Below are 26,212 nucleotides of genomic sequence, written 5' to 3' on the forward strand. Positions count from 1 at the left end.
AGTAATCTGGCACAGAGAGAATCAATACAATGTTTGGAAAAATTCATGAAGTCTATTCTTCCATTTCTGGCGAAGGAATTTCTCAAGGAATTCCGACTGTCTTCATACGATTTGCAGGTTGTTCCTTACGTTGTGGCAAAACAGAAACAAGAGCGTTATGGTGTGACACAGCTTACGCACTTGGACCAAACCAAGGCGAAGAAAAAACTTTGGATTCTGTATGGAACGATTTAGAAACATTGGACTCGCACCATGGATACCAAGTCTTACTGACTGGAGGTGAACCTTTAGAAGGAAAAAACCGCGATTTATCAGTAGCCCTTGCCAAACGCATCTACAGCCACCGAATGAATTCCAATAGACCCTACCCTGCCTCCCGTGTGGAGACCAATGGAAGCGAAAGAATCACCGATGATGCCTTTTTTATTTTCACTATGGATTATAAATTACCTGGTTCAGGAATGGAAGACCGGATGGATCAGGAAAATTTTCGGATTCTAGAAAAGAGACATAATTCACTTGACGAAATCAAGTTCGTTGTGCGAGATAGAATCGACTTTGATAGAAGTATCGAAGTCATTCGCGAACAAAAAATACAGACAAATATATTGTATTCGCCAGTCCATGGTGAAGTGGACGCCAAAGAACTAGTGGAATGGATTAAAGTAGACAACCCACCTAAGTGTCGTTTGTCGCTTCAGATTCACAAAGTGCTTTGGGGAAATCAGAAAGGAGTTTGATGGACATCCCTACTCAATTAAGTTTAGATTTTGAAACAACGGTTGAACCAAAACAAACAAATGAGTATGGATTTCTCATCGATGAACCGGAGTTAGGTCTAGCTAAAGTCACAAAAGAAACTGCGACCTCAGTGGAATTGTTCTTTGAATCGAAAGAAATTTTTCGAACGGTTAATAAATCAAACAAACAATTACATTTTTTAAACCAATATCCAGATTCACTACGTGACTGGGAAGAATTTCCCAAAGCCATGGACTTGGCCCTTGCGGCAAGCCAACTCAAACTCACTTATAATTTTAATAAACTATCTTCTCTTTCCAATTCCAGAACACGACTCCTTCCCCACCAAATTGAGTGTACTTTCATCGTAGCCAATAGCTTAAAACCAAGGTTTATCCTTGCTGATGAAGTGGGTCTTGGAAAAACCATCGAAGCCGGCCTTGCCATTAAGGAACTCATGTTTCGCCGCGGACTTAAAAAAGTGCTCGTGGTTGCTCCTTCTCCCCTTCTTGTCCAATGGCAACAAGAAATGAAAAACAAATTCAACGAAGAATTTGCCATCGTTCGCAGAAGAAACTTTATCACAAACGGCCCCGAACATTGGAGAAATTTTAATAAACTTATAACCTCTATCGATTTTATAAAAAATCCAAAGTATGCAGAAGAAATTTTAGGTACAAAATGGGACATTGTGGTTTTTGACGAAGCCCACAGACTCAGACGTGATTATTCTAAAATCACCCGTGGTTACCTTTTTGCCGAAAAAATTGCGCGTAAAACAGAATGTTTACTCCTTCTCACAGCCACACCTTTTCGTGGAAAACTTGAAGAACTTTTTTATCTCTTACATTTAGTAGATCCAAATATCCTAGGACCATATCATACTTTCGTAAATGATTATGTGGTAGGTCAAAAGGGTGATTTAAAGGAAAAAATATCCAAAGTACTTCTTCGCCGCAGAAAGGTAGAAGTGGGTGGGTTTACCAAACGGTTTGCAAAAACAGTTCGAATTGATCTTTCTCCCATCGAACGTGCGTTTTATGACGAAACTACCGAATATGTAAAAAGAGAATACAATATGGCTATGGGAACCAAAAACCGAGCCATTGGTTTTGTGATGGTGGTGTTTCAGAAGTTACTGGATTCCTCTGTCATTGCCCTGCTCTCTGCTTTACAAAAGCGTAAATTTATGTTGGAATCCAAATTCCATTACATGAAAGAACACGAAACCACTCTCGATGATTGGGATTTGGATGAAACAGAAGGTGTCGAAGAATTCATAACCGAATTAGAAGATGAAGAGATGAGTAGTTTCCAAAGGATCAAACGAGAATTATTCACTCTAAACCGACTCATCCATTTGGGAAAACAAATCAAAGAAGATAAAAAAACTCTCAAACTAAAAGAAACACTCTATCGCCTAAAAAAGGAAGGCCATAAAAAATTCATTATCTTCACTCAGTTTAGAACCACACAAGATCACTTACAATCGGTGTTAGAACCTGACTTCAAAGTTTCTCCTTTCCATGGTTCCCTTAGTATGGATGAAAAAGAAGTCGCCATCCAAAAATTCAAAGAAGACTACGAAATTTTAATTTGTACAGAAGCCGGTGGGGAAGGTCGTAACTTACAATTTGCTAATATTCTTTTTAACTACGACTTACCTTGGAGCCCACTCAAGATCGAACAACGTATCGGAAGAATCCATCGTTTTGGGCAAAAAGACAATGTTTATATCTTTAACTTTGCTTCCAAAGATACGGTTGCCGAAAGAATTTTAGAAGTACTCACAAACAAAATTCGTTTGTTTGAAGAATCTATTGGTGCATCTGATGACTTACTCGGAACGATCGAAGAAGAATTGGATTTTAATTCCAGCCTTATGAAATTCGTGACTGGAACTAAAACCAAAGAAGAATTAGAAACAGAATTTGATCTGCGAATCCAAGTAGCTCAGAAGGGATTTGAAAAACTCAACGCACTCGTTACTCCTAAAGTATTGGATTTTAATTTAAAAGATTATTACGACCACACTCTCGAAGAAAGAGAATGGAACAATAGCCATTTGGAAGAAGTGGTTGCCCAAGGTTCAAAGTTCTTTCAAAATCAATTACCAGGAACCCTCACAGCAAGCGGCAAAGGATCTTACGAATATAAAAATGCAGAGGGAAAAGTTAAAAAAGCTACCTTCGATTCTGATCTCGCTTTGACCAATGACTCCCTCGAATTTTTGGCTTTTGGGCATCCCTTTGTAGAAAGGGTAACAGAACTACTCACACTAAGCGATGTAGGTCGTAAAAAAAAGTATCTGCTCTCCAAAGACTTAGGGCCGAAAATTCTTTTTGTATTCCAAGTAGAATTTGATTTTTCACTCAAACGAAAAGATCTTTTCTTTATTGAATTTGATCTTAAAAAAAGAAAAACCTCTATCTTCACAGAAAAACCAACAGAATGGACGGAAGGAAAAACCTATGTTCCCGAAAAGGAAATCCCACTTTCAAAACTAGAGGAAGCATTTATCCATTGTTATCCCATCGTTGAATCGGAAGCCGAAATTAAAAAAGAAATCCTTCGGAAAGAAACTTTATCCATTTTTCAAAAAGAAGAATATAAAGTGGAACTGTCTCACCAGAAAACCATTCGTCAATTAGAAGAAAAATTGATGCGCCAAGAGGCCGCTTACAAATGGGACAATCGTCCTGAAAAAAAAGCAGTCCTCCACAAAACAATGAAAGAAATCCAACGAGCTAAAGACGAATACACTGTTGAAATTCGGAAAATTAAAAATGGGGCTACCATTTTCCACCGAATCCGTCTATATCAAACGTACATCAGCATTTAAATTCATTTACATAGAATTTCCAAAAGATAGAATTTGGAAATGTTCCTTCCTAAAATTGCGTTTTGGATTCAAATTCTCGTATCTTTATTGTTAGGTTTGTTATTCGGAATTCTATTCAATCCGGAAACTGGACTTGTATCGGCAAATTCTCTGAAACCATTTTTACCTTGGATGAAACTTCCTGGGGATATTTTTTTGAATCTCCTTCAAATGATTATGATTCCTTTAGTAATAGTGTCTATTGCTCTCGGTGTTTCCAGTTTACGTAATCTAAAAGAACTTTGGAGTTTAGGAAGTAAAACACTACTCTATTTTATTTTTACCACAGTGATCGCTGTGAGTATTGGAATTTCACTGACCCTACTTATCAAACCCGGAAAACAGATCCAATCACAAACCATTGAAATCAATGCGCATCTCCAAGAAACGAAGTTGAATGAAAACCTTGAATCAGTACCAGAAATCATCGCAACGATCATTCCTAAAAACCTAGTAAACGTTTGGTCTAAACAACAAATGTTATCGGTCGTTTTTTTTGGGATGATCTTAGGAATATTTTTCTTAACTTCAAAAGAGTCCGGCACAGCATTAAAAGCTTTTTGTCATTCCTTGGAAAGTTTTTGCCTTTGGGTGGTTGCAACAGCAATGAAATTAGCCCCCTTGGCCGTGTTAGGTTTAATGAGCTATGCAATTGTTCAAATTGGATTCTCTTTGTTCTTTGGGCTTGTTTCTTACATTGGAACAGTTCTCTTTGGACTTTTCTGTATCCTAGTTTTTTATGGTATTTTGATCCTAATTTTTACCAGAAAAAATCCTTTTCGATTCCTGAACCAGGTTCGTGAAATTCCCTTACTTGGATTTTCCACCTCAAGTTCCAGTTCTGTCCTACCCTATTCTTTAAAGCTTGCCAAAGAGAAATTAAAATTAAAAGAAACAGTGGCTGACTTTGTTCTACCTCTTGGTGCCACAGTCAATATGGATGGAACCGCTTTGTATCAAGCTGTGGCGACGGTTTTTCTAAGTCAAGTTTACCAAGTGGATCTTTCCACTTTAGACTTATTTTTGTTAGTTGGAACAGTAACAGCCGCTTCCATTGGAACCGCAGCAACACCTGGAGTTGGTCTCGTGATCCTTGCTTCCATCCTTCATACATTCCATATTCCCATAGAAGGAATCACTATTCTTTTTGGAGTTGACCGCTTTTTAGATATGTGTAGAACTTCAGTAAATCTAACCGGCGATCTATCTTGTGCATTTATCATGGACCATATCTGGAAGGAAACAAACCCCAATGAAAAAATTTAAAAACTCAATTTTATTAGGAATCTTATTATTCCTGATCCATTGTGATAATAAAAAGGATTATTTAGATGATATTGCAGGCAATATACTCTGCACATCATTTGCCGCTTGCAATGGAGAAACTCCAGCTAGGACAGGGATCATTGGTGATAGTTGGACGGATATACTCCTAGGATTTCCATTGGTCGAAACTCTGAGACCGCAATTGGAAAATAAGTTCCATTATAAATTTGTTGGAGCAACACTTGGCTCAAGAACATTGCAACATGTAGTGAGTCAGGGTATTCAATTCCAGGTCATTGACCAAGGGGGTGCTGACATGAAAGTCATCATTCTATCTTTAGGTGGCAATGACATCCAGGCAAATCTCTCTGAATATGTTGGAAATGTTGAGGCAACTCAAGCAAAACGTTTGGCTACTCTAAAAGCAAATCTCAAACACATGGTCATTACCGGTAATGCATACAAAATCGCCAGATTTGGTGGCCCACCCTTAAAATGGATTATCCACGGGTATGATTATCCGAACCCATATATGTCCCCGGTCATTGCAAATTCCGATGAAGGATGTAAATCTAAATTTGATCGAGTTGGGCTAATTGTACCGGATGCGGCCGCATTTACTGCTGTACAATTAGATGGACTCAACAATCTACTGCTTGATGTAACCCGTGAAGAACCTTCCCTCATATATGTAGATTTAAGAAATACCTTAGGTGGAAAACCTAACTCTCGCGCAGAATATATGTTAGATTGTATTCATGCAAATAACTTAGGATTTACACTGCTTGCCGATAAATTAGCAAGAACTATCTATCCGATCACTAATGTAGGATTTTAAAGATGAAAAACATAATTATCATTTCCCTCCTTTTTCTTTTTTTCGCTGAAGTTCTATATTCACAGTCAAACAATAGAGGTTTTGCTCACCCTCTTCAAATCGAACCTGTTGCCGTTTACACAAAAATCAGAGGTAGTGTTTCTTACTGGGATAAAAACTTCAATGAGGTCAAAGAGATAAACAAAAACGTCAACATTGAAGGAGAATACAAATTTTCAGAATCATTTTCTGTAATTTCTTCTGTTGGAAGAAATGAATACTCTCAAACCGATACAACTAAAGAAATTACTTGGGATCGTTGGAATGCCGGAATCAAATACGGAAAAGTTTTCGAAAATGGTTCTTCCCAGTTCTTAATTGGTGCGGGTTTGCGTTTGTATGACAAAAAAAGAAACACGCAGTTCCGAGAAAGAGAAAATCCTGATTACTATTTAATCCGTCCCAACTTTGGACTAGGCTACAAATACGGAATTTTTCAAATCATGTCAGAGTTCCGTTTCCAAACAGAAACCAATAAACATGGGCGAGAATCTAATTTTGAAGAATTCAAACGATACTACCAAGTGGGAATTGCTCCCTCTTTTTCCATTTCAGATTCGGTTCGCATTTTTACAGAACTCGAATATAGAGAACCCCTCGATAAAATTGCAGATAAAAATTTAAGATATTTTAATTTTTATCCAGGTATCTCTATGAATACCGAGAGTTTCGGAACTTTTAGTTTTTCTGTATTGTTAGGTGTTCTTCCCAAAGCAGACAATGCAATGGATCGTGGAATTCGCTTTTCCTATTTTTATTTCTTCGATACAAGCCCCTAGAGTATGAAGCTGTATTTGGGGTTACCTTTGGTTTTATTTTGTTTCCATTGTTTGAGCATACAAATTGGAAATCCATCGGTAACTTTACTTCAAAACAAAGGCCAAGAAGGCTGGCATTCATCAGGAAAGGCACCTTCCATTGCTGATAAATTTGCCGAATCTTGTACAACAAATTACTTCGGCTTGGTGAGCATTGGAAATGCAAGTTTTGATTATATCCCGCGCCATTCCCGACCTAAAGAAATTCTCAGCTTAGACCATTATTATAAAAATCAGTATTTTTTTTTCCAAGAACTTTGTTTGCGTATCACAGGCCGATGAAACAGAACATTGAGTCACTAAGTGAATTCGCAAAAAAAATCAAGAGTGGACTGATTTATGAAGAAATAGAATCCAAATTAAAGGAATTCCATTCCAAAAAAAACAATGCGTCCAATAAATCTTTTGATGCACTGACAGAGAAAATTCGAAAGAAAGAAGAACAAATCAAAAAACTCTATGACGATATCATCATTTTGCAGAATAAACTTTCGCAAGCCTTGGACCAGGAACTTAAAAAATAAACCAACCTCCGAGAAGAGTAAAATTGTTGGAGTTACCTGCATTTCCTTCTTCCTATTCACATTCTCCTGTGCTAGTTCCGGTTTTGGAACGCAAGGACTACTCTTTGAGGACCAAAGGATTAGTTTGATGGAAACAGGTTTCCCAGCAACCAAAGAAGGGATTGCCTGCGCAAAATCGTATATGGGACTCCTGGCTCTCGGTGATGCCTCTGTGGAAATCTCCCAGAAAAACGGAAACATCAAAGAAATTACGTCTATTGAACTGGAAAGTTACAATTTCTTGGGGATTTACGCAAAACTCTGCACGGTTACCAAGGGAAATTAGTCGAAACTAAAACTAGAACCTATGCCAATGTGGAAGAAAATACGAATTCTATTCTTGTTTGTTTTTTCCTCTCTGGCCTGTTTACCTGAGCCAAAACCTTCTTTGCTTGGAGTTCTCGTACTCCCTCTCATCACACAAACATCAGCTAACTTTACAATTGAATCCACATCTCCAACCAATGGTGCGACAGGGGTTTCACTGAGTCCAACGATCACCATTGTGATGACTCAAGCCATCGAATCCACTTCTCTTAATACAAATATCAGCTGTTCTCCCTCGTGTCCTAGTCTCAGCGGTGGTGCTTCCAACAGAACCATCACCCTAACACCCGCAAGTGCTCTCATCACTGGAACTACCTACACCATCACCCTTAATCAAAACATTCAATCCATCTTTGGACTGACTCTCGGCACAAACACAAGTTTTAGTTTCACTACCTTATAAATAAAAAAAGCCGACGTCTCCGCCGGCTCTTCTTGTTTCTATTTAAGGATTTTTATCTGTAATCTTTCTTAAGGAAACTTCTAGATTGAAGTCTCCTCAATCTTAAATAAAATTTGTTTCAAAAATCTATCTAAAGAAATTTAAAACAATTCCGCCTTTTGTTACAAAAAACTCAGCAAACACAAGTGAGGTGATCGCCATAAGTTTGATCAAAATGTTGATCGCAGGCCCAGAAGTGTCCTTGAATGGATCACCAACAGTATCACCCACAACGGCAGCTTTGTGTTTTTCTGATCCTTTTCCACCAGCTGTTTTTTCGATGTATTTTTTTGCGTTGTCCCAAGCTCCACCAGAGTTAGCAGAAGAAATCGCAAGCACAACACCAGAAACAAGAGCACCCGCAAGGAGTCCTGCAAGAGATTTCACTCCAAACAAATAACCCACAACGATAGGGCTTAAAAGAACCAAAAGACCTGGAGGAATCATTTCGCGAAGAGCAGCAGATGTAGAAATATCCACACATTTTGCATACTCAGGTTTTGCAGTTCCTTCCATAAGACCAGGAATCTCTTTGAATTGGCGACGAACTTCTTTTACCATATCAAGAGCCGCTTTCCCTACAGACTTCATAGTCATCGCAGAAAAGATAAACGGAAGCATAGCACCAAAAAGGAGACCACCAAACACTAATGGATCTAAAAGTTCGATAGAAGTGAGGTCAATCGCACCTTCTCCCATTTCTTTAGAAGCATTTTGTGTTCTTGTGATAAAGGCAGCAAATAGAGCAAGCGAGGTTAAAGCCGCAGATCCGATTGCAAAACCCTTTCCTACGGCCGCAGTTGTGTTACCCGCTGCATCAAGAGTGTCTGTTCTATCACGAACATCCTTTCCAAGCTCAGCCATCTCTGCAATCCCACCTGCGTTATCAGAAACTGGGCCGTATGCATCGATAGTAAGTCCAATCGCAATTGTGGAAATCATTCCGATAGCAGCGATTGCGATTCCATACATACCCGCAAGGATATTGGAAACAACAATCACAATCACAAGTAGAATGACTGGAACCACAGTGGATTTGTAACCAAGAGCAAGCCCGTAAATGATATTTGTAGCAGCACCCGTTTCACAAGCATCTGCAACTTCACGTACTGGTTTGTAAGAATGAGAAGTATAAATCTCAGTAATCCAACCAATGAACATACCAGCAAACAAACCTAATGCGACTGAAATATAAACATTCCATTTTGTGATGGTTTTGTCTCCAATTTGGAAACTCTCAATCATAAAGATGTCGGTTGCAAAATAGAGAGCAATCGCTACGATAAAAGTGGAGATCCATAGTTGGAATTTTAATACTCTCTCAACATTTCCATTTTCTTTCACTCGAGCAAAGAAAGTAGTGATAAGAGATGCCGGAATTCCAATCGCAGAAATCAAAAGTGGATATAGTAAAGCGGAGTTATCGTCAGCAAGGGCAGAAGCCGTCGCACCAATCACAAGAGCAGCACAAGTAGCTTCGGCAGCAGAACCAAAAAGGTCCGCACCCATACCAGCGATGTCCCCTACGTTGTCTCCGACGTTATCAGCAATAGTTGCTGGGTTCCTTGGATCATCTTCTGGAATTCCTTTTTCTACCTTACCTACAAGGTCAGCACCTACGTCTGCGGCTTTGGTATAAATACCACCACCCACACGACCAAAAAGTGCCACGGAAGATCCACCTAGACCAAAACCAGCCAGCGATTCCATAAGGATGTGTTTTGCCACTCCGACGTTGGCTCCCGTAAAAAGAAGGAAAAGTCCAATCATACCAAGAACAGCCAAACCAATGAGTCCGAAACCCATTACGGCTCCAGAGTCATAAGCCACTCGGAATGCTTTAGAAAGAGAAGTTTTTGCCGCTTGGGCCGTACGAACGTTCCCAGCAGTTGCAATCTTCATTCCAATAAAACCAGAAAGGCAAGATATAAGGGCTCCCGATACAAAGGCAACGGAAGTATAAATCCCTTCGTTGAACTCAGTCTTTGGGTTGTCCAAAAGTAAATAGATGAGAACTGTCATGAAACTGATAAATAGTAAAATGACTCGGTATTCTCTAAGCAGGAAGGCCATGGCCCCTTCTGCGATCGCAGCGGAGATTTCTTTTAGTTTCGCGGTTTCTTTTACATCGCTACCGTCTGCGCCGACTTGGATGCGAACCACCCTAGCTGCGTAGAATATCGCCGTGACAATGGAAACAAGTGCCATGACGATGATGATTAACTCTACATTCATGAGATCCTCTTTGAGATTGTTTATTTGAATTTCTAAGATTATTTAGAAGATGACCGATGAGAATCCATAGATGATACTTCGGTCTAGGAGAATATGGCAATTTGGTGTTTTGGCAACAAGTCTATTTCTGATTTCCAGCCCAAATTTAGCAGAAACAGAGGTTCTGAACCCTGTTAAGGCCTTTTACGGTTATGAAGATCTTTTGCGTATGGCGGAAGATAAAATTGTCACGGAAACCCCCGCGAAAGCCTTCGACTTCCTTATCAAAGCCAAAGAACTGAATCCCGATCCGGACTATAGGTACTACAATCTTTCCGCCCGTGCCCATATGAAGCTGGGACAAATCTTTGATGGGATCCACGCCTATGAAGAATCTATCAAAAAGAAAAAAGACCAACTTGATTTAGTTTTGTACATTGCTGATTTTTACGAAAAGGAAAGGAAACAAAAGGAAGCTTTGTTCTATACCCAATTGTATTTAGAACAAAAACCAAATGCAAAATACAGATTGTATACTGCTGCTATTTTATCCCGGCAACTTGGATTAGAGTTAGAATACGAAAAGTATATGCAAATTTTAGAATCTGATAAAACCTTCCTTTCTGAAAAAGACGCCCTGCAAACAAGCCTTCTGAAAAATATCAAAAACAAAAAATGGAAAGAAGCGGATGATTTAAGTTTACGGTACCTAGTTTACTTCCCAAGAGAAGAGGCTATGTATGAAACTTTGATTCTATCGAGAAGAGGCAGGCAATCCGAACTTTTAGAACAAGCTTATCAATGGACTACCACGGTTTTTTTAAACGAAACGAGATACTTCACGCGATATGGAGTTTATCTCCAAGAAAAACAGAGATATCTAGAAGCACTCTCTTTGTTTCGACGCGGATTTTATAATTTACTTAAATTTTATCCCGACTCTGATGCCGGAGAGATTTTATTCCTCATACGCCAAAGTTATGCAAATCTTGGAAAAGATAGAGATACTCTTGCCATTGACTCATTAGTGAAAGACTATATGAACCAAAACAAACTTACGGCAAATGAATTAGAAAACCATCAGAACACCTATCGTAAAAATAGAGAGTATTTACTTTTTTGCATCTATTGGTTTACGAAACGAGATACGGCAAAGGCAAATGAATTTAGGCAAAAACTAATTGATCGCGATGCAGAATTTGAAGAATTAGAATTCCTGCGAGTCATAGGGCCTTTTTCTTCTCTTCCGCAGGATCTTTAAAATAACAGACTCACCAATCTAAAAGCCAAAGTAAAGATTTCGAATTCATTTCCTTCTTCCTTTTGATTTTAAGCACAGGAAGAAGAATTGAATGTACGGAAAATCAGGTCTTAACTGTGGTATTTCTTTTTATCATCAATTAACGATTGTACAACGGACGGATCAGCAAGTGTGCTAATATCTCCTAATGTATCAAATTCGTTATTGGCAATTTTTCGTAAAATACGACGCATAATTTTTCCTGAGCGCGTTTTGGGTAAACCTGGGGCCCAGTGAATCACTTCCGGCCTTGCAATTTTACCGATTACCTTTTCTACCATCGCAATCAGTTCTTTTTTTAAGGCATCATTGGTCGTGATTCCCTGTTTCACGGTTACATAAGCGTAAATTCCTTGACCCTTGATATCATGTGGAAACCCTACAACAGCTGCCTCGGCAACGGATTTATGTTCGACAAGTGCACTTTCCACTTCTGCTGATCCGATTCGGTGACCCGAAACATTTAATACATCGTCGACTCTTCCTGTTATGCGAAAGTATCCATCTTTATCTTTGTTTGCACCATCCCCGGTAAAATAGTAACCCTTAAATTGAGAAAAGTAGGTATCAAAGAATCGTTTGGAATCTCCATACACTCCTCGCATCATCGAAGGCCAAGGTTTGGCGATACAAAGGTTTCCAGAAATTTCTCCTTTTCCTTTGACTTCCACTCCATCGTTATCCACAAGGACGGGCTTAATTCCATAAAAAGGCCAACTCGCAGAGCCTGGTTTTTGCGGAACTGCACCAGGAATTCCAGAGATCATAATCGATCCGGTTTCTGTTTGCCACCAAGTATCCACAATCGGGCATTTTGATTTACCAATGTTTGCAAAATACCATTCCCAAGCTTCTGGATTGATGGGTTCCCCCACGGAACCAAGAAGTCGTAAAGACTGGAGAGATCTTTTTTTGATATGATCTAGTCCTTCTCGCATCAGAGCACGAATGGCTGTTGGTGCCGTATAGAATACAGTGACTTTGTATTTATCAATCACATCCCAAAACCTGCCCATATCGGGGTAACTGGGAACCCCTTCAAACATAAGAGAAGTGGCCCCATTGGACAAAGGTCCATAAAGAATATAACTATGCCCTGTAATCCAACCGATGTCTGCCGTACACCAGTAGGTATCTGTTTCTTTGTAATCAAAAATAGTCGCAAAAGTAAGATTGGCCCCGAGTAAATATCCTGCTGTTGTATGCAGAACCCCTTTTGGTTTCCCTGTCGAACCCGAAGTGTAAAGAATAAAGAGTGGGTCTTCCGAATCCATAGGCACTGGAGGGCATTCTTTTCTGACATCCGCTTCCTTCATTAAATAGTGGTACCAGTGGTCGCGGCCTTCTTTCCAGTTTAAGTTTCCTTCATCACCTGTTCGCTTAACAACAATTACATCTTTTACTTTAAATTTGGTTTCTTCTAAAGCGGCATCAACATTTCTTTTTAATTCAATTGGTTTCCCACCCCTGTATCCACCATCTGCAGTAATCACAAGCGTTGGTTTACAATCTTCGATACGACCAAGAAGTGCTTCTGGAGAAAATCCACCAAAAACTACGGAATGTACGGCACCAATGCGAGTGCATGCTAATGCGGCGATCGCAAGTTCAGGAATCATAGGAAGATAAATGAGGACGCGATCCCCTTTTTTTACATGAAACTTTTTTAAGACATTAGAAAAATAATTCACCTCGCGGTGGAGGTCATGATAGGTTAATACTTTGGATTCATCAGGGTTGTCGCCTTCCCAAATAAGAGCTGCTTTGTTCTTAAGTGGGGAATCCAGATGCCTGTCTAAACAATTATAAGAAACATTGAGTTTGCCACCCACAAACCATTCCACTTTTGCTTTTGCAAAATCATGTTTGAGGACTTTGGTCCATTTTTTAAACCATGTTAGGCGTTTTGCTTGTTCAGCCCAAAATTTTTCTGGTTTTTCAATGGATTCTTTGTATTTGGCTTTGTATTCTTTTAAGCTAACGTTCGCAAGTTTGGCGAAGTCTTTGGACGGTGCCACGATTCTTTCTTTCGGCATAGATTCCCTCTAGAGAAAGAATGCTGAACTTTTTTTTAGAAAAGTCCAGCATGAATCTTAAAAATAGAATTTAAAAATTGAACTTAGTGCGAACCGGTTCGGATCAAATCCAAAAATTCACTCCGGGTAGTTGGATCTGTTTTAAATAGACCAAGGAGACTAGAAGTAAAGAGTTCTGAGTTTTGTTTTTCTACCCCACGCATCATCATACACAAATGTTTGGCTTTAATTACGACACCAACACCGAGAGGATCCAAAGTTTCTTGGATTGCTTGTGCAATCTGGTCAGTGAGTCTTTCCTGGACTTGCAATCGGCGTGCAAAGACATCGACGATTCTTGGAATTTTGCTAATTCCAATTATCTTTTTATTAGGAATATAAGCAACGTGGGCCCTTCCATAAAAAGGAAGCAAATGGTGTTCACAGAGAGAATACATTTCGATATCTCGCACAAGAACCATCCCTGTGGTGTTTTCTTCGAAGATGGCTCCGTTCACAATCTGGTTTAAATCGGCTTTATACCCGCTTGTCAAAAAGTCATAAGCCTTTTTCACTCGACTGGGAGTTTTCGTAAGACCCTCTCTTGTAGGATCTTCACCAATTTGTTTTAGGATTTCTTCGATTAAGTTTTCCATCCGATTCCTTTTTACAGATATGTTCCTTGTGAGGCTGCCTTTCAAATTATGAATGCAGAATATTCACTACCAATTTGACTAGACTCTACCAGAAAGGAAAAGACACATTTCCTTTTTTTTAAATTAATTCTAAAGGACATAATCAAGATCCAATGAGGCTTAAAATAGGTTACGATGCACGGATGATTGAAAATTCGGGGATTGGGATTCGTATCCAACATATTTTAAAATTCTGGCCTATCCATTCTCAAACTGCCGATCTATTTATCTTTGGTGATCCTGCGGTTTTAAAAAAATACGACCTACCCAAAGAGGCACGAATCATCGAATACAAAACCAATATCTATTCACCGAAAGAATTTTTAGGTCACCCACAAATGGCGAAAATGGATGTTTTAGATATTCCCCATTTTAATATTCCTTTTCCCTACATTCGAAAGTGTATTGTTACCATTCACGATCTCATTCCTTACCACTTCAAAGCCGCTCATAGTTCCATAGTCAAACGAGTGTACATACAAATTGTTTTTCGTTGGATTCAATGGTTTGCCCTGAAGATCATAACAGTTTCGGAATTCACCAAACAAGACTTAGTTCAATCTTTTGGTTATTCAGAAAAGAAAATTTCTGTGGTTTATAACGGAATTGATAGAAAGATTTTTTTTAAAAAACCTCCAAAGAAATTAAACGATTTTTTAAAAAACCAATCTCTTCCAAAATCTTACCTTTTCACAGTCGGGATTGGTAAAGCTCACAAAAACTTTCCTTTTTTATTAGAAGCCATAGAAGAATTATGGAAAGAAAAAAAAACGAATCTTCCACTTGTGATTGGAGGGATCAGTAAAGAAATTCCAACAGAACTAATATTATTTAAAGACAAATACCCAAATTTAATTTTTTTTCTTCCACACTTGCCCTATGAAGAACTACCTCTTGCTTACCAAGGTGCAAAACTTTTCATTTTCCCATCATTGTATGAAGGATTTGGGTTTCCCGTATTGGAAGCACAAAGTGTAGGTACTGTTGTACTTTCTTCTAATGCAAGTGTTCTTCCTGAAATTTTAGATTCGTCTGCGGAATACTTTGATCCGCATATTAAGGAAAATTTAAAATCCAAAATTCTATTTTTATTATCGAATGATAAATTACAAAAGGAATACCAAAAGAAAGGTCTGACCAATGCAAACCGTTTCCTTTGGCACCATGTGATTCAAGCATTAGCTGACGTTTACAAATACCTTTCTATTTAGATTCTAAGGCATCTAAATTAGGTCGATAGCACTGATACTGATTTTGTCTTATGATAAAAAACATAAGACACAGTCAATATTCCGAAGATCACAATGGGAGCAATTACCATAGATAGAGGATCACCACTTTGGGAATGTGCAATCGCTGCTGAAATAAAAGTAATTCCAAACCCCGCATAAGCCCACTCCTTAAATTGATGAGGAAATAGGGGAATGAGAATAACTATCGATCCGATCAATTTCGCAATTCCTAATTCCACTCTGAAATAATCAGGAAAACCTAAATGTTTAAATCCGACAGCAATTTCGGGATTCACAAAATAACTGACCGCGCTGAAAAGCATCAAAAAAGAAAGGATCGCTGTCGATACCCAATAGATGATTCGAAATAGATTCATAAAAAACTCCTAAAAAATCTCGCCTGTAACTATATATTGTATAGTTACTATTGTTTAGATATTATCATGAGTGGTTTTTGCTGGAAAAATATTGGAAAAACTGAGATTTTTCGTTCGGTTGACGTGGCTCAATAGATCCAAGATCGTAGAATGGAACTGCGATGAAGGGAAAAGATCTAAAATGTAAACCTGACCATAGTGAATGTGCTAATTTAATTTTACCACTTCGTGAGGCTCTAGAGATCTTGAGAGGTAAATGGAAGTTGCCTATTATTATGTCTCTCTCGTTCGGGAATAAACGATTTAAAGAAATTGCTGAGGAAATTCCAGGAATTACAGATAAAATGCTATCGAAAGAGCTGAAAGATCTAGAGAAAATACAGTTAATTGATAGGACTGTGATCGATTCCTTTCCGCCAGGAGTAGAATACTCCATCACAAAGCACGGAAAATCGTTAGAAAAAGTGATCCATGAGTTAACACAATGGGCAGTTTCTCATTACCAAAAAAACCACACAGGTTCCGATCCGAGGCCATAAAAAACCGAATTCTCGGGTTCAAAAATACTTGTCAGGTTTAAAGATTCCTAAGAGACTGATTCTCAGAACCATGATCAAGTGTCACTGTGCAGAAGTTTTCTTTGAATCTATCTTAAATGTTGTCAAAGAATCCAATCGACCTATACTAGAAGTTGCCCGCGAGATGGGAGCAGCTGATACTTGTACGGCTTGTGTTCCGGATATGTTAGCCTTCATCGAGCAGGAATTGGAAGGTCAACTTGCAGGAAATACAAATTATTGATTCCGTCTTAATCGAATCACTCGTAAAAAAAGCCAAAACCACCGTAAGAAAACGTACTAATCACAATTTCCACGAACCAACGGAAGTATACCAAAGGTTTCTAAACGTTCTTTCTAAAGACACCTACATTCCACCTCACAGACATTTGTCGGATCCGAAACCGGAAACCTTTGTTGTTTTGGATGGAGAAATTGGATTTTTGATCTTCGAGGAAACTGGAAAAATTAAAGAAACACATAAACTTTCGGCATTTGGTCCCAAACGAGGAATTGACCTACAACCAGGTGTATGGCATAGTCTAGTTTGTTTGTCAGAGAACGCAGTTTGTTTTGAAGGAAAGTCCGGACCTTATGATCCAAAAATAGATAAAGAGTTTCATCCGAACTACCCTCTGGAAGGAAATCCCAAAGTTCCAGAAACTATCAAAGCTTTTGAATCTTTGTTTGTATGAATTGGATTTCTTTCACTAAGAAATTATCTCTATCACTGCTTATGGTTTCCTTATCATTTTTTTGTAAATCTCTTCCTTCCATTGTTCCTGTAAAAGAACATAAATTAGAGTCCATATCTTCAGATGGAATTTTAAGAACCTTTCGTTACTACGTTCCCAAACAAATCAAAGAAAACCGGTTACCAGTAATTTTTATTTTGCATGGTGGGGGCGGGAGTGGGGAAGGAATGATTTACCTCACTCGTATGTCTGAAAAGGCAGAAGAGTATGGGTTCATTGCTGTTTATCCCGATGGTTATGCCAACCGTTGGAACGATGGAAGGAAAATTCCTCATTCTTTAACCGATAAACGAAATACAAAAGATGTAGAATTTTTTCGAGATATGGTGAGTCATTTAGATACACAAATTCCAGTAGACTATAACCGAATTCACGCAGTGGGAATTTCCAACGGTGGATTTATGACACAACGCTTATTATGCGAAGCGCCCGATTTATTTAGTTCTGGTTATTCGGTGGCTGCAGTTACTTCCAAGGGATTAAAAGAAATTTGTAACCCACCTCCTCATAAATCCATAGGTTTCATAATGGGAACGTATGATGACGTAGTTCCTTATTTGGGGGGACCGGTGGCAATTCCTGCAGATCCTAATAATGGTACCAAACGTATTGCTGCAGGAGACGTTCTTTCCTATTTAGAATCATTAGAGTTTTGGACTTCACCGTTTGTTTGCAAAGAAGAAACAAAATCTAAAATACGTCACTTAAACAAATTTTGGAAACGAGACATAGAGTATTCCAAATTTACAGACTGCCATTCGGATCAAATCGTAGAAGGGTATTTGATTCCGGGAGGAGGCCATATCTGGCCTAATGGATTTTATTACCAAAATGAAAAACAATATGGGTATTTAAGTAAGGACTTGGATACAAGAGAAATTGTGTTACAATTCTTTAGAACGACCTATAAAAAGGAAAAGTTGGTAAACAATGCACCATTCGGAAATTAGAAATTCATCCACTGTATTTACCACTTTAGAGACAGGATCAGGAGAACCTGTAATTTTCCTTCATGGTTTTCCGGATAACCATAAAACCTTTGCACCTATTATGGAACAAATCGGGAAAAAAGGGTATCACTGCATTGCACCTGTTATGCGAGGGTATGAACCTTCCACAATCTCACATGCTCATAAACTACACGTAGTAGATTTAGTCGATGATGTCTTGGGTTGGATGGAAGATCGCAGGTGGGATTCGGTGCATTTGGTGGGTCATAATTGGGGTGCTGTGATCGCCTTTGCAGCAGGAATGTATTATCCCAATCGAATCAAATCCATCACAAGCCTCGGAGTTCCACTACTTCGAACCTACCAAGATTCTTTTTTTTGGGCACCCCAACAAACGATCCACTCTTGGTATGTTGTTTTGTTCCAAATTCCATTTTTAGCAGAACTAACGATTCGCTCCAACGGATTTGCTTTGGTGGATTATTTATGGAAAGACTGGTCTCCCGGTTTTATGCCGAACCAGGACCACCTAGCGGAAATTAAGGCAAATTTTCAAAATCCAGGAATTCTTTCTTCTGCTCTTGCTTACTATCGCAATTTAAACGATTTATTCACAGAATCTGGGAGAGAAAGTATATTAGGAATTTTAGATTCACAAATTACTGTTCCAACACAGATTCTATACGGATTGAATGATGGATGTTTTCATAAAAATCTCTTTGAACATCTATTAGATGAAACCGATTTTCCCCGTGGTTTTCGTAAAATAGGTTTCGACCATGCCGGCCACTTTCTTCATTGGGAGAAAAGAGAAGAAGTTACCAAATTGATTTTAGAATGGTTACAAAAAAATAAATAAGAAACCTTTCCGTTTCATTCGTCTTATGTTCTTTAAGGAGATTGAATATGTTTCAAAATATGGGTCTTTATGACAGAGTCATTCGAGTGGTCGTTGGATTGGTATTAGGTGGTTTGTATTTGGGTGGGGTAGTCGAAGGAACCACAGCGATTGTCCTATTTGTTATCGGACTTGTTATGATTGCAACCTCTGCGATCGGATTTTGCCCGGCTTACCTTCCTTTTAAATTTACTACAAAAGAAAAATAAGTCGCACAAGGTAAACAATAACCAACTCACAAATTTGACTTTGTGAGTTGGGTCTTTATTTCTTTAAACTCACCAGAACTTCATAATGTTGGGTTCTCGGGAAAAAATCAAACAAACCCATATAATTTAGCCTGTATCCTATTGCTTCTAATCTAGTAATATCACGTTTGAGTGTACTCGGGTTACAGCTGGAATAAATGATTTGTTTTGGCGAAAACATAGATGCTGATTCGACAATACCTTCTGAAAGTCCAGCCCTCGGCGGGTTCACAATCCAAATTGGAAATGTGGAAACATGCTTTGGAAGGTGTTTTTGATATAAATCACTGACTTCATACTCAAACTGCAAAGCGTTGTTTGTCTTTGCATTCTCTTTTGCATACCGAATGCTTTTTTCGTGAGATTCAATTCCATACAAAGACTCAATTTTTTCTCGAATCGAAATTCCAATCGTTCCGCATCCACAGAATAGTTCCAAAATATTGGCCGAGTCTGGCAGAAGTGATTTGATTTTTTCAAGCCAAGGTTCAATGAGAAACTGATTGATTTGAAAGAACCCTCGTTCCGGAACTTTTAACTTGGTATTAAAAATACTGATTTCTGTTTGGTCCCTTTCATAATTCACAACTGACTTTGCAGAAAGACGAAGTTGGATGGATTTATTTTTGGAAACAGATTTCTGGAGCCCTACCGGAACCATATCCCATAACAAACGTTTATCGACCGTTTTGCAGACAGAATTTGAGTCTTTGACAATTCGATGGGTATTTTTTGAAAAATATCCAATTTCTCTACCGCTTGATTGCCACTGCACATTGTTTCGGTATTCGTTCTCTGGTCCGGTAATAACTTGCACTTTGCCTTTCCACTTAGGAAACATTGCTTCCAAAAGGGAGGTTTTGATTTCCACCTCATCTTTGTAAGAAATATGGCGATAACTGCATCCCCCGCACTCCATAAAGACGGAACAATCAGATTCAATCCTGCTTGCCGAGGCTTCGATGACTTCGAAAACAGAGCCAAACCATTCTTTGTTTCCTGTTTTATAAAGACTTATGTCTACCAATTCACCAGGCAATCCACCCTCAACAAAGACGGCATGTCCCTCATGGTGAGCTATACAGAAACCACCATTCACCCACTTTTCTAGTTTTATACGCAACTTTTCCATTCTCTAGAACCATTCATTGAATATTCATTTGACACTGCACTCGCATTTAACATAACGGATAGGTACTCTTGGAGAAGTGGCTGAGTGGTCTAAAGCAGCGGTCTTGAAAACCGTCGTGGTAATCCCACCGTGGGTTCGAATCCTACCTTCTCCGAGTCGCTGGAGACGTGCCTGAGTGGCCGAAAGGAGCGGTTTGCTAAACCGTCGTACGAGCAATCGTACCCAGGGTTCGAATCCCTGCGTCTCCGATGTTACTGCCATGAATACCACCCGAATCAAAGACAAATTACAAAAATTACAGGCTTATTTAGTCACTGACGAAGCGGCAAAAATATTTGCTGTTTTACCTTTGTATTTTTCTTGGGTTCCCGTATTTACTTGGAAAAGAAACCAGCAGGACTTTGTAACTGCATGTTTGTACTCGGCAGTTAATACTTGTTTGTTCTTATTGGGATTGTTATTTGCCCAAGCAGTTTCCATCCTTCCCTTCGTCGGACTCTATTTCGCTGCTACCATCCATCTACTTTCCATACTACTTTATCTAGGAATCGCTGGATTTTTGATTTACTCCATCCGCTTGAAAAAAACCATAGAGATACCCGTTCTTTTGGACTGGGTAAAAATGCTTCAAGCATTCATTGCGCCCATAGCTCAACTGGATAGAGTATCTGACTACGGATCAGAAGGTTAGAGGTTCAAATCCTCTTGGGCGCACGTGGAAGCATTCGACTCGTTTTTAGAGCGATACTTCAAAGCAGTTTCCAACCATCCTAACGAAATTCCCTCCTATTCTGAAATCATAACAAAAGAAGGAACTCTTCTTTCATCCGCATTTAATTCCGTCGAACAAACATTAAACCCGACAAAACATAGCGAACTCCTATCCATTGAAGAGGCTCTTTCTAAAACAGAGGGGCGATATCTAACCAATCACATTTTGATCACCGCACTCGAACCTTGCCTCCTTTGTGCCGGTGCCATCTTACGAGTGAAAATTCCAGAAGTGGTTTATTTTGTTCCAGCAAAACCGGGCGAAGGGATTTCTTCTTACACAACCGAATCCATTTATCTATTGAATCACTTTCCCAAATGCACTCTAATCCCAAGATCCCGCATAAAATTTGAATTTCTTAGTTTTTTCAAAGAGAAAAGGTAGAATTCTTTTGACCGTTTCTTTTTATGGAAGCCAGTAGAAACGTTCGGAGAGATGTCAGAGTGGTCTATTGTGCATGCTTGGAAAGCATGTGTGCCAAAAGCACCCCGGGTTCGAATCCCGGTCTCTCCGCCAGGTTCTATTCCCATTTCCTTTCCTTTTACTCCCTGAAATGTTTCGTCTTTTTAGTTGCGTCCTCTAAAGAAAGCTTTCGAATATACATTATCAAAGCGGTAGAATCAAATTTCTCATCCGTTGGAATTTGATACGGACTTACATGAGCGAAAACCACCAAGTACTCTTTCGAAAATACAGACCCCAATTTTTTCGCGATGTCATTTACCAAGATCTCGCCGTTGGTTCGCTGCAAAATGCGTTTAAATCAAAAAAAATAGGACACGCTTATATCTTTATTGGCCCCAGAGGCGTTGGTAAAACTACCATCGCAAGGATACTCGCCAAACGACTCAACTGTGAAAGACCAGATGGGGTCGAACCTTGTAACGAATGTACTTCTTGCTTGGAAATTACCAAAGGGAATTCGAATGATGTATTTGAGATCGATGCGGCTTCCAATAGCGGAGTCGATAATATCCGTGAGTTACGTGAAAATGTAAAATTCAACGCCATGGGTGGAAAGTATCGCGTTTATATTTTAGACGAGGTACATATGTTAAGCGGTGCTGCCTTCAACGCACTTCTCAAAACATTGGAAGAACCTCCTGCACATGTTGTATTTATTTTAGCAACCACTGAGTATCATAAAATTCCAGAAACTATTCTTTCTCGATGCCAAGACTTTCACTTTCGAAAAGTACCTGTCACTGCATTACAAAACTACATTGAAACTCTTTGCGAAAAAGAAGGTCTCAAATACGATTCCGAAGGATTATTCTGGATCGCAAAAAAAGGTGACGGTTCTGTTCGAGATACACTTTCCTTTATGGAACAAGCTGTAATTTTTACAGACGGAAATCTAACGGGCGCCAAACTTCGAAAAATGATCGGGTATCACGGAATAGATACCTTTACCGATTTTTTAAATCAACTCTTAGATTCTTCTCAAAGTGCACAAATCTTTGAAACTCTAGAAAATCTATTCCAAGCAGGGATTGATCTTAGCAAATTTGTCTGGGACTTTATTGAATTTTTAAATTCTCTTCTGCTTATCAAAGACAACTTGGCGGATAGAGAATCCATCAACATCCCACAAGAAGACTTACAAAAACTAAAACAAAACTATCGGGATTTGGATCGTGAAATTTTAGTTTTACTCGCGGAAAGAATTTTTTCCATCCACGAAAAATTGAATTTAATGAAACTTAGAAGTTCTTATGAAATGAAAGTTTATTTAGAAATTCAATTTCGTAAATTGATATTGGATCGTGAAAAACCAAGTGTATCGGGACTATTGGCAAAAATCTCTGAGCTCACCAAACTTGTCCAAGGTGATATTTCCCATATTCCCGAAAATTTGGAACCTACAAAGAAACAATCTGCGCCGCAAGTAGAATCCAGACCACCAATGACAGAGCCTACTCCGCCAGTTCTCGATAAACCAAAACAGAATATCGAACTCGAGACCAAACCAAATCTTCAAAAACAAGAACAGGCTCCTCCGACCAAACCAGCGACGGCAAGTCCAGCTGCTTCTGAAGATATGGAAAAACTTTTGAAAGAAAAGTTTTCCGGTATGGAAGTAGATCCCAAACAATTTAAGAATTTATAAGTCCAAAAGGTAAGTATGGGAATTTTTGATCAAATGAAACAAATGCGAGAGGCTTTTTCGCAACTCGGCAATATCAAAGAGAAACAAGAGGAGCTAACAAAGCGGCTTGCTCAAATTCGAGTTTCCGCATCAGCCGGAGCAGGTATGGTCGAGGTTACAGCCTCAGCGGATGGAATTCTTACAAACCTCAATATTAATCCGATTATGTTCAATGCTGATGACAAAAAAATGTTAGAAGATCTAATCCTATCAGCAACAAACGAAGTACAAAGAAAAGCCAAAGAAACGATGGCTCATGAGATGAAAAATGTTCTCGGCTTCAACCCAAGTGACTTTGAAGGAGTTTTCAACCAACTCCAAAAGGATGGAGGATTTCCACCTGTCTGATCCGCAATTCCAAAAACTAATCCAATCCTTTTCTAGTCTCCCAGGGATTGGAAAAAAAAGTGCAACAAGAATTGGATTTCATATTCTACGAATGGATCCTTCTACTTTTCGCGCATGGCTTTCCAATATAGAAGAAGCTAAAGCCAAACTAAGATTTTGTGATGAATGTGGGGGACTTACAGAAGATCCTGTTTGTTCTATTTGTTTGTCTGATAGAAGAGACAATGGTATCCTATGTGTTGTGGAGCAACCGGAAGATATTTTCTTCATTGAAAACACAAAAGAATATGCTGGTAAATATCATGTTTTGAATGGAGCTATTTCTCCACTGGATGGAGTCGGCCCTGACCAATTACGAATTCGTAAACTGTTGGAACGATTAGAAGATACGGGTGTGAAGGAAGTTCTTATAGCGACCAATCCAACTCTTGAAGGCGATGCAACGGCTTCTTACCTTTCTACAGTAATCAAACCAATGGAAATTAAAATTACAAGAATTGCCCATGGAATTACTATTGGTGGAACCTTAGAATATTCGGATCAATACACTTTAGGAAAAGCAATCAAGTCTAGGTTAACACTTTAACTGATTTTATGCGAATGTTGTTTTACCTTTCTGCTAGCTCTTTAATTTTTACTTTGGCCGTATTCAACCACTCGATCGTACTTTCGTAGTAATCTTCGGCATTAGGTAATGTCGAAAAATCACCGATTTCAAATTTTAAAACAGTATCTTCATTATTTGTTAGAGTATATTGATAACTAACATCATAATCGGTAGGATCTAATTTGACTTTTGGTAAATATAAGTTAAGTTTCAATGTTTTCAGCTCGTCAAACTCAGTCACTACCATCTTGGCGTGCCCTTCCCATTCTAATACAGTATTTAATCTTAAAGATTCTCCCGAATAATTTTCAGGAATATCGTCCCATTCTTTTATAAATTTTGGATTAGTGAGTATATCCCATACCTTATGAATCGAAGCGTTAATAGAAATTTGATCTACTACTTTAAACATAATTTTCTCCAGTAATTTTCGAATAAATACTTCTATTTATCAGATTCCACAAACTACTCAACAATATCAAAAATTAGCTTTTAGAATCGATGTTCAAACACAATAAATGCTTCACGAAGGACTCGCCCATATTTCGAATCTAACAAAACGAAAAGAGCATCGCCGGCGACAAAATAACCAGATCGAAAAATGATCTGAAAATCTGATGTTACGTTATAACGAATGTTAAAATTATACTCCATACCCATATAAGTGGAAGTCCTGTATCCATTACGTTCACTAAACTCTCGATTTATTCGAATCTCTGGAGATTTGGTTGCATACAATTGGTAATATCCAAATGTAAATTGATAGGGGCCAAAGGCGATGATATTGGAATACAAACCATATTCGTTCAATCCAGAAAAACTAGATCCATTGAACAATGCATAACCACCGGTAAAGTCAGTAGCAATGTTGGAAATGGAAAATCCAGGCGCAAGGGTACGGTACCCATTTCCTTTTAAATTAGCTTCATGTCCTTTCTCATCGTAACCAGGTCTTCCTGTTGTACCGAGAGCAATCAAATTAAAGTTAAGCGACTCGCTCCAGCGATAAGTAAACTGAAAATCATACATTCCACCTTTGATAAAATGTCTTTGTGTAGTATTGTAAATGGTGACATCATTTGTATCTGTCACAGCACGTAATTTTTTAACAGTCCCGGTGTTTAAAATTCCATGAACTATAAACGAGAACTTTTGAAAATTGAACTCATTGTGCATTCCATACCAAGCAAGCCTTGCTGTTTCATTATCAGACTTGTCATTATCATCCAAAAAATAGGCGTAAACTTCATTTCGAATATTTCGAAAATATTCAAACTTTAATCGGTTGTAATAAATATTTGAACTTTGATAATTTTTATCAGCAAATCCATTTTTATCAACATCCATAAAACTTTGATCACGAGCTCGTAAAATTCCACCTTCCAAAGAGAGCCGCAAAAATTGAAAATTCTTTAGAATACTAACGCCAGTTCCAGTTGAAAACAACACCCGACCTTGAGCAGAACTAAAAAGTTGCTGCCCCACTTTAATAAACAGCCCTGATTCTGGAATTCGAAAGTTTAAATATAAAAAGTTTGTCTGCACATTGACCGCAGCGGTTCGACCCCTCTCACCACCTGATCCTGGACCAACCAATCCAGGATCAAAACCATCGGGCCCTGTCGCTCGTAAACCTTTCCCACCAAAGGGAATATCACCTACTTGCATTCCCCAAACACCTTCCACGTATTTATTAGCAGAAAAGCTCATATTATATAAAAAGCGAGAATCGTAATAACTTACATCCTCCTTCCGACGAGTGATTTGGCTTGGTAGTCCTTGTTGCCTTCTTTCTAAATCAGATTGTATGACCTGCTGTTCTGTTTGTTGACGTTCCGCATTTTCTTTTTCTAGATTATTGATTGGTGTAACGGGTGTTTTCCTTTCTAATAACACATCCCGACCAACATTTGTAGCACGTACACGAAAAGAACCATTGAAGTTCATAAAGGTTCTTTGTGATTCTTCTTCTTGTGATAATAAAAATCCAGACGGTAAAAGGACACAGAATAAAAAGAGAGAAAGGTAATTTCGTAATGACATCGACT

The 26,212-nt window shown here is 38.7% G+C and carries 29 protein-coding genes and 4 tRNA genes; 25 read left to right on the plus strand and 8 right to left on the minus strand.

The features are described 5' to 3' along the window. Window positions 1–29 precede the first annotated feature (29 nt). From JWG40_RS14135 to JWG40_RS14175, 9 genes are read left to right on the plus strand one after another with little or no spacing between them, the layout of a single operon-like run. Window positions 30–740, plus strand: coding sequence for a 7-carboxy-7-deazaguanine synthase QueE (locus JWG40_RS14135; RefSeq protein ID WP_205286433.1), 711 nt, complete (start codon window positions 30–32; stop codon window positions 738–740). Then, on the plus strand, window positions 740–3,583 hold the full coding sequence (locus JWG40_RS14140) for a DEAD/DEAH box helicase (RefSeq protein WP_205286434.1): 2,844 nt from the start codon (window positions 740–742) through the stop codon (window positions 3,581–3,583). The genes JWG40_RS14135 and JWG40_RS14140 overlap by 1 nt, the downstream gene beginning before the upstream one ends. Before the next feature lie 39 nt (window positions 3,584–3,622). After that, on the plus strand, window positions 3,623–4,888 hold the full coding sequence (locus JWG40_RS14145) for a dicarboxylate/amino acid:cation symporter (RefSeq protein WP_205286435.1): 1,266 nt from the start codon (window positions 3,623–3,625) through the stop codon (window positions 4,886–4,888). Beyond that, window positions 4,875–5,726, plus strand: coding sequence for an SGNH/GDSL hydrolase family protein (locus tag JWG40_RS14150; protein ID WP_205286436.1), 852 nt, complete (start codon window positions 4,875–4,877; stop codon window positions 5,724–5,726). The genes JWG40_RS14145 and JWG40_RS14150 overlap by 14 nt, the downstream gene beginning before the upstream one ends. A 2-nt stretch (window positions 5,727–5,728) precedes the next feature. Then, complete coding sequence (locus JWG40_RS14155) at window positions 5,729–6,544, plus strand: hypothetical protein (protein ID WP_205286437.1); 816 nt, start codon at window positions 5,729–5,731, stop codon at window positions 6,542–6,544. A gap of 3 nt (window positions 6,545–6,547) precedes the next feature. Next, window positions 6,548–6,865 (plus strand): TRL domain-containing protein, encoded by a 318-nt coding sequence (locus JWG40_RS14160; protein ID WP_205286438.1) that lies wholly within the window; start codon window positions 6,548–6,550, stop codon window positions 6,863–6,865. After that, window positions 6,862–7,107, plus strand: coding sequence for a hypothetical protein (locus tag JWG40_RS14165; protein ID WP_205286439.1), 246 nt, complete (start codon window positions 6,862–6,864; stop codon window positions 7,105–7,107). Before JWG40_RS14160 ends, JWG40_RS14165 begins: the two co-directional genes overlap by 4 nt. Further along, window positions 7,043–7,432: a TRL-like family protein gene (locus JWG40_RS20035; RefSeq protein WP_269751587.1), complete on the plus strand. Its 390-nt coding sequence runs from the start codon at window positions 7,043–7,045 to the stop codon at window positions 7,430–7,432. The genes JWG40_RS14165 and JWG40_RS20035 overlap by 65 nt, the downstream gene beginning before the upstream one ends. A gap of 21 nt (window positions 7,433–7,453) precedes the next feature. Continuing rightward, window positions 7,454–7,876: an Ig-like domain-containing domain gene (locus tag JWG40_RS14175; protein WP_205286441.1), complete on the plus strand. Its 423-nt coding sequence runs from the start codon at window positions 7,454–7,456 to the stop codon at window positions 7,874–7,876. A 126-nt stretch (window positions 7,877–8,002) separates the two neighbouring features. Here JWG40_RS14175 and JWG40_RS14180 read toward each other — a convergent pair whose 3' ends face one another. Then, window positions 8,003–10,150, minus strand: a complete 2,148-nt coding sequence (locus tag JWG40_RS14180) for a sodium-translocating pyrophosphatase (protein WP_205286442.1) — start codon at window positions 10,148–10,150, stop codon at window positions 8,003–8,005. A gap of 70 nt (window positions 10,151–10,220) precedes the next feature. On the opposite strand from JWG40_RS14180, the gene JWG40_RS14185 reads away from it, so the two are divergent. After that, window positions 10,221–11,390 carry a tetratricopeptide repeat protein gene (locus JWG40_RS14185; RefSeq protein WP_205286443.1) on the plus strand — a complete coding sequence of 390 codons (1,170 nt, stop codon included), beginning with the start codon at window positions 10,221–10,223 and terminating at the stop codon, window positions 11,388–11,390. Between the two features lie 110 nt (window positions 11,391–11,500). On the opposite strand, the gene acs is transcribed toward JWG40_RS14185, so the two are convergent. Both acs and folE read right to left on the minus strand, forming a co-directional pair. Continuing rightward, complete coding sequence (gene acs, locus JWG40_RS14190) at window positions 11,501–13,465, minus strand: acetate--CoA ligase (RefSeq protein ID WP_205286444.1); 1,965 nt, start codon at window positions 13,463–13,465, stop codon at window positions 11,501–11,503. Between the two features lie 83 nt (window positions 13,466–13,548). Further along, window positions 13,549–14,121, minus strand: coding sequence for a GTP cyclohydrolase I FolE (folE, locus tag JWG40_RS14195; RefSeq protein ID WP_332470881.1), 573 nt, complete (start codon window positions 14,119–14,121; stop codon window positions 13,549–13,551). 131 nt (window positions 14,122–14,252) lie between these two features. Here folE and JWG40_RS14200 point away from each other — a divergent pair, with 131 nt between their 5' ends. Further along, window positions 14,253–15,350, plus strand: coding sequence for a glycosyltransferase family 4 protein (locus JWG40_RS14200; protein WP_232369386.1), 1,098 nt, complete (start codon window positions 14,253–14,255; stop codon window positions 15,348–15,350). Between the two features lie 17 nt (window positions 15,351–15,367). Here the strand turns inward: JWG40_RS14200 and JWG40_RS14205 are convergent, their stop codons facing one another. Beyond that, window positions 15,368–15,748, minus strand: coding sequence for a DoxX family protein (locus JWG40_RS14205; RefSeq protein ID WP_205286446.1), 381 nt, complete (start codon window positions 15,746–15,748; stop codon window positions 15,368–15,370). Between the two features lie 161 nt (window positions 15,749–15,909). On the opposite strand from JWG40_RS14205, the gene JWG40_RS14210 reads away from it, so the two are divergent. The 6 genes from JWG40_RS14210 (at window position 15,910) to JWG40_RS14235 (ending at window position 19,117) form a co-directional block, all read left to right on the plus strand. Then, the gene (locus tag JWG40_RS14210; protein ID WP_232369387.1) at window positions 15,910–16,287 is read left to right on the plus strand and encodes a winged helix-turn-helix transcriptional regulator; all 378 of its coding nucleotides are present in this window, start codon (window positions 15,910–15,912) and stop codon (window positions 16,285–16,287) included. Window positions 16,288–16,357: 70 nt separating this feature from the next. Next, a complete protein-coding gene (locus JWG40_RS14215) occupies window positions 16,358–16,549 on the plus strand; it encodes a hypothetical protein (RefSeq protein WP_002980451.1) in 192 nt (63 codons plus the stop codon). After that, the gene (locus JWG40_RS14220) at window positions 16,527–17,000 is read left to right on the plus strand and encodes a WbuC family cupin fold metalloprotein (RefSeq protein WP_205286447.1); all 474 of its coding nucleotides are present in this window, start codon (window positions 16,527–16,529) and stop codon (window positions 16,998–17,000) included. The genes JWG40_RS14215 and JWG40_RS14220 overlap by 23 nt, the downstream gene beginning before the upstream one ends. Beyond that, entirely contained in the window at window positions 16,997–18,010 is a 1,014-nt protein-coding gene (locus JWG40_RS14225) for a CE1 family esterase (protein ID WP_205286448.1), read from the plus strand. Before JWG40_RS14220 ends, JWG40_RS14225 begins: the two co-directional genes overlap by 4 nt. Then, window positions 17,991–18,869 carry an alpha/beta fold hydrolase gene (locus JWG40_RS14230; RefSeq protein WP_205286449.1) on the plus strand — a complete coding sequence of 293 codons (879 nt, stop codon included), beginning with the start codon at window positions 17,991–17,993 and terminating at the stop codon, window positions 18,867–18,869. The genes JWG40_RS14225 and JWG40_RS14230 overlap by 20 nt, the downstream gene beginning before the upstream one ends. 47 nt (window positions 18,870–18,916) lie before the next feature. Continuing rightward, on the plus strand, window positions 18,917–19,117 hold the full coding sequence (locus tag JWG40_RS14235; protein WP_205286450.1) for a YgaP family membrane protein: 201 nt from the start codon (window positions 18,917–18,919) through the stop codon (window positions 19,115–19,117). A gap of 55 nt (window positions 19,118–19,172) precedes the next feature. Here JWG40_RS14235 and JWG40_RS14240 read toward each other — a convergent pair whose 3' ends face one another. Beyond that, window positions 19,173–20,288 carry a class I SAM-dependent RNA methyltransferase gene (locus tag JWG40_RS14240; protein WP_205286451.1) on the minus strand — a complete coding sequence of 372 codons (1,116 nt, stop codon included), beginning with the start codon at window positions 20,286–20,288 and terminating at the stop codon, window positions 19,173–19,175. Between the two features lie 70 nt (window positions 20,289–20,358). Here JWG40_RS14240 and JWG40_RS14245 point away from each other — a divergent pair. After that, window positions 20,359–20,442, plus strand: a tRNA-Ser gene (locus JWG40_RS14245). Window positions 20,443–20,449: 7 nt separating this feature from the next. Further along, a tRNA-Ser gene (locus tag JWG40_RS14250) sits at window positions 20,450–20,536 on the plus strand. 55 nt (window positions 20,537–20,591) lie between these two features. On the opposite strand, the gene JWG40_RS14255 is transcribed toward JWG40_RS14250, so the two are convergent. Then, a complete protein-coding gene (locus JWG40_RS14255) occupies window positions 20,592–20,768 on the minus strand; it encodes a hypothetical protein (RefSeq protein WP_205286452.1) in 177 nt (58 codons plus the stop codon). 160 nt (window positions 20,769–20,928) lie between these two features. Here JWG40_RS14255 and JWG40_RS14260 point away from each other — a divergent pair. From JWG40_RS14260 to recR, 6 genes are all read left to right on the plus strand, one after another. Next, window positions 20,929–21,002 (plus strand) — tRNA-Arg (locus tag JWG40_RS14260). 1 nt (window position 21,003) lies between these two features. After that, window positions 21,004–21,444 carry a nucleoside deaminase gene (locus JWG40_RS14265; protein WP_205286453.1) on the plus strand — a complete coding sequence of 147 codons (441 nt, stop codon included), beginning with the start codon at window positions 21,004–21,006 and terminating at the stop codon, window positions 21,442–21,444. 45 nt (window positions 21,445–21,489) lie between these two features. Beyond that, window positions 21,490–21,576, plus strand: a tRNA-Ser gene (locus JWG40_RS14270). A gap of 142 nt (window positions 21,577–21,718) precedes the next feature. Further along, complete coding sequence (dnaX, locus tag JWG40_RS14275) at window positions 21,719–23,170, plus strand: DNA polymerase III subunit gamma/tau (protein ID WP_205286454.1); 1,452 nt, start codon at window positions 21,719–21,721, stop codon at window positions 23,168–23,170. Between the two features lie 21 nt (window positions 23,171–23,191). Then, window positions 23,192–23,557 (plus strand): YbaB/EbfC family nucleoid-associated protein, encoded by a 366-nt coding sequence (locus JWG40_RS14280; RefSeq protein WP_205286660.1) that lies wholly within the window; start codon window positions 23,192–23,194, stop codon window positions 23,555–23,557. Beyond that, the gene (gene recR / locus JWG40_RS14285) at window positions 23,535–24,143 is read left to right on the plus strand and encodes a recombination mediator RecR (RefSeq protein ID WP_205286455.1); all 609 of its coding nucleotides are present in this window, start codon (window positions 23,535–23,537) and stop codon (window positions 24,141–24,143) included. Before JWG40_RS14280 ends, recR begins: the two co-directional genes overlap by 23 nt. Window positions 24,144–24,165: 22 nt before the next feature. Here the strand turns inward: recR and JWG40_RS14290 are convergent, their stop codons facing one another. Together JWG40_RS14290 and JWG40_RS14295 are read right to left on the minus strand one after the other, a co-directional pair. Next, the gene (locus JWG40_RS14290; protein ID WP_205286456.1) at window positions 24,166–24,576 is read right to left on the minus strand and encodes an SRPBCC family protein; all 411 of its coding nucleotides are present in this window, start codon (window positions 24,574–24,576) and stop codon (window positions 24,166–24,168) included. Window positions 24,577–24,656: 80 nt separating this feature from the next. Next, window positions 24,657–26,207, minus strand: a complete 1,551-nt coding sequence (locus tag JWG40_RS14295) for a hypothetical protein (RefSeq protein ID WP_205286457.1) — start codon at window positions 26,205–26,207, stop codon at window positions 24,657–24,659. Window positions 26,208–26,212: the final 5 nt, after the last annotated feature.

The organism is Leptospira abararensis, assembly GCF_016918735.1.
Classification (GTDB): Bacteria; Spirochaetota; Leptospiria; order Leptospirales; family Leptospiraceae; genus Leptospira_A; species Leptospira_A abararensis.

What these genes read in the sequence shown, in the direction of transcription:
- JWG40_RS14135 (WP_205286433.1), top strand. Translation starts at nt 30, where the DNA reads ATGTTTGGAAAAATTCATGAAGTCTATTCTTCCATTTCTGGCGAAGGA.
- JWG40_RS14140 (WP_205286434.1), top strand. Translation starts at nt 740, where the DNA reads ATGGACATCCCTACTCAATTAAGTTTAGATTTTGAAACAACGGTTGAA.
- JWG40_RS14145 (WP_205286435.1), top strand. Translation starts at nt 3,623, where the DNA reads ATGTTCCTTCCTAAAATTGCGTTTTGGATTCAAATTCTCGTATCTTTA.
- JWG40_RS14150 (WP_205286436.1), top strand. Translation starts at nt 4,875, where the DNA reads ATGAAAAAATTTAAAAACTCAATTTTATTAGGAATCTTATTATTCCTG.
- JWG40_RS14155 (WP_205286437.1), top strand. Translation starts at nt 5,729, where the DNA reads ATGAAAAACATAATTATCATTTCCCTCCTTTTTCTTTTTTTCGCTGAA.
- JWG40_RS14160 (WP_205286438.1), top strand. Translation starts at nt 6,548, where the DNA reads ATGAAGCTGTATTTGGGGTTACCTTTGGTTTTATTTTGTTTCCATTGT.
- JWG40_RS14165 (WP_205286439.1), top strand. Translation starts at nt 6,862, where the DNA reads ATGAAACAGAACATTGAGTCACTAAGTGAATTCGCAAAAAAAATCAAG.
- JWG40_RS20035 (WP_269751587.1), top strand. Translation starts at nt 7,043, where the DNA reads ATGACGATATCATCATTTTGCAGAATAAACTTTCGCAAGCCTTGGACC.
- JWG40_RS14175 (WP_205286441.1), top strand. Translation starts at nt 7,454, where the DNA reads ATGCCAATGTGGAAGAAAATACGAATTCTATTCTTGTTTGTTTTTTCC.
- JWG40_RS14180 (WP_205286442.1), bottom strand. Translation starts at nt 10,150, where the DNA reads ATGAATGTAGAGTTAATCATCATCGTCATGGCACTTGTTTCCATTGTC.
- JWG40_RS14185 (WP_205286443.1), top strand. Translation starts at nt 10,221, where the DNA reads ATGATACTTCGGTCTAGGAGAATATGGCAATTTGGTGTTTTGGCAACA.
- acs (WP_205286444.1), bottom strand. Translation starts at nt 13,465, where the DNA reads ATGCCGAAAGAAAGAATCGTGGCACCGTCCAAAGACTTCGCCAAACTT.
- JWG40_RS14200 (WP_232369386.1), top strand. Translation starts at nt 14,253, where the DNA reads ATGAGGCTTAAAATAGGTTACGATGCACGGATGATTGAAAATTCGGGG.
- JWG40_RS14205 (WP_205286446.1), bottom strand. Translation starts at nt 15,748, where the DNA reads ATGAATCTATTTCGAATCATCTATTGGGTATCGACAGCGATCCTTTCT.
- JWG40_RS14210 (WP_232369387.1), top strand. Translation starts at nt 15,910, where the DNA reads ATGAAGGGAAAAGATCTAAAATGTAAACCTGACCATAGTGAATGTGCT.
- JWG40_RS14215 (WP_002980451.1), top strand. Translation starts at nt 16,358, where the DNA reads ATGATCAAGTGTCACTGTGCAGAAGTTTTCTTTGAATCTATCTTAAAT.
- JWG40_RS14225 (WP_205286448.1), top strand. Translation starts at nt 16,997, where the DNA reads ATGAATTGGATTTCTTTCACTAAGAAATTATCTCTATCACTGCTTATG.
- JWG40_RS14230 (WP_205286449.1), top strand. Translation starts at nt 17,991, where the DNA reads ATGCACCATTCGGAAATTAGAAATTCATCCACTGTATTTACCACTTTA.
- JWG40_RS14235 (WP_205286450.1), top strand. Translation starts at nt 18,917, where the DNA reads ATGTTTCAAAATATGGGTCTTTATGACAGAGTCATTCGAGTGGTCGTT.
- JWG40_RS14240 (WP_205286451.1), bottom strand. Translation starts at nt 20,288, where the DNA reads ATGGAAAAGTTGCGTATAAAACTAGAAAAGTGGGTGAATGGTGGTTTC.
- JWG40_RS14255 (WP_205286452.1), bottom strand. Translation starts at nt 20,768, where the DNA reads ATGGAAACTGCTTGGGCAAATAACAATCCCAATAAGAACAAACAAGTA.
- dnaX (WP_205286454.1), top strand. Translation starts at nt 21,719, where the DNA reads ATGAGCGAAAACCACCAAGTACTCTTTCGAAAATACAGACCCCAATTT.
- recR (WP_205286455.1), top strand. Translation starts at nt 23,535, where the DNA reads ATGGAGGATTTCCACCTGTCTGATCCGCAATTCCAAAAACTAATCCAA.
- JWG40_RS14290 (WP_205286456.1), bottom strand. Translation starts at nt 24,576, where the DNA reads ATGTTTAAAGTAGTAGATCAAATTTCTATTAACGCTTCGATTCATAAG.
- JWG40_RS14295 (WP_205286457.1), bottom strand. Translation starts at nt 26,207, where the DNA reads ATGTCATTACGAAATTACCTTTCTCTCTTTTTATTCTGTGTCCTTTTA.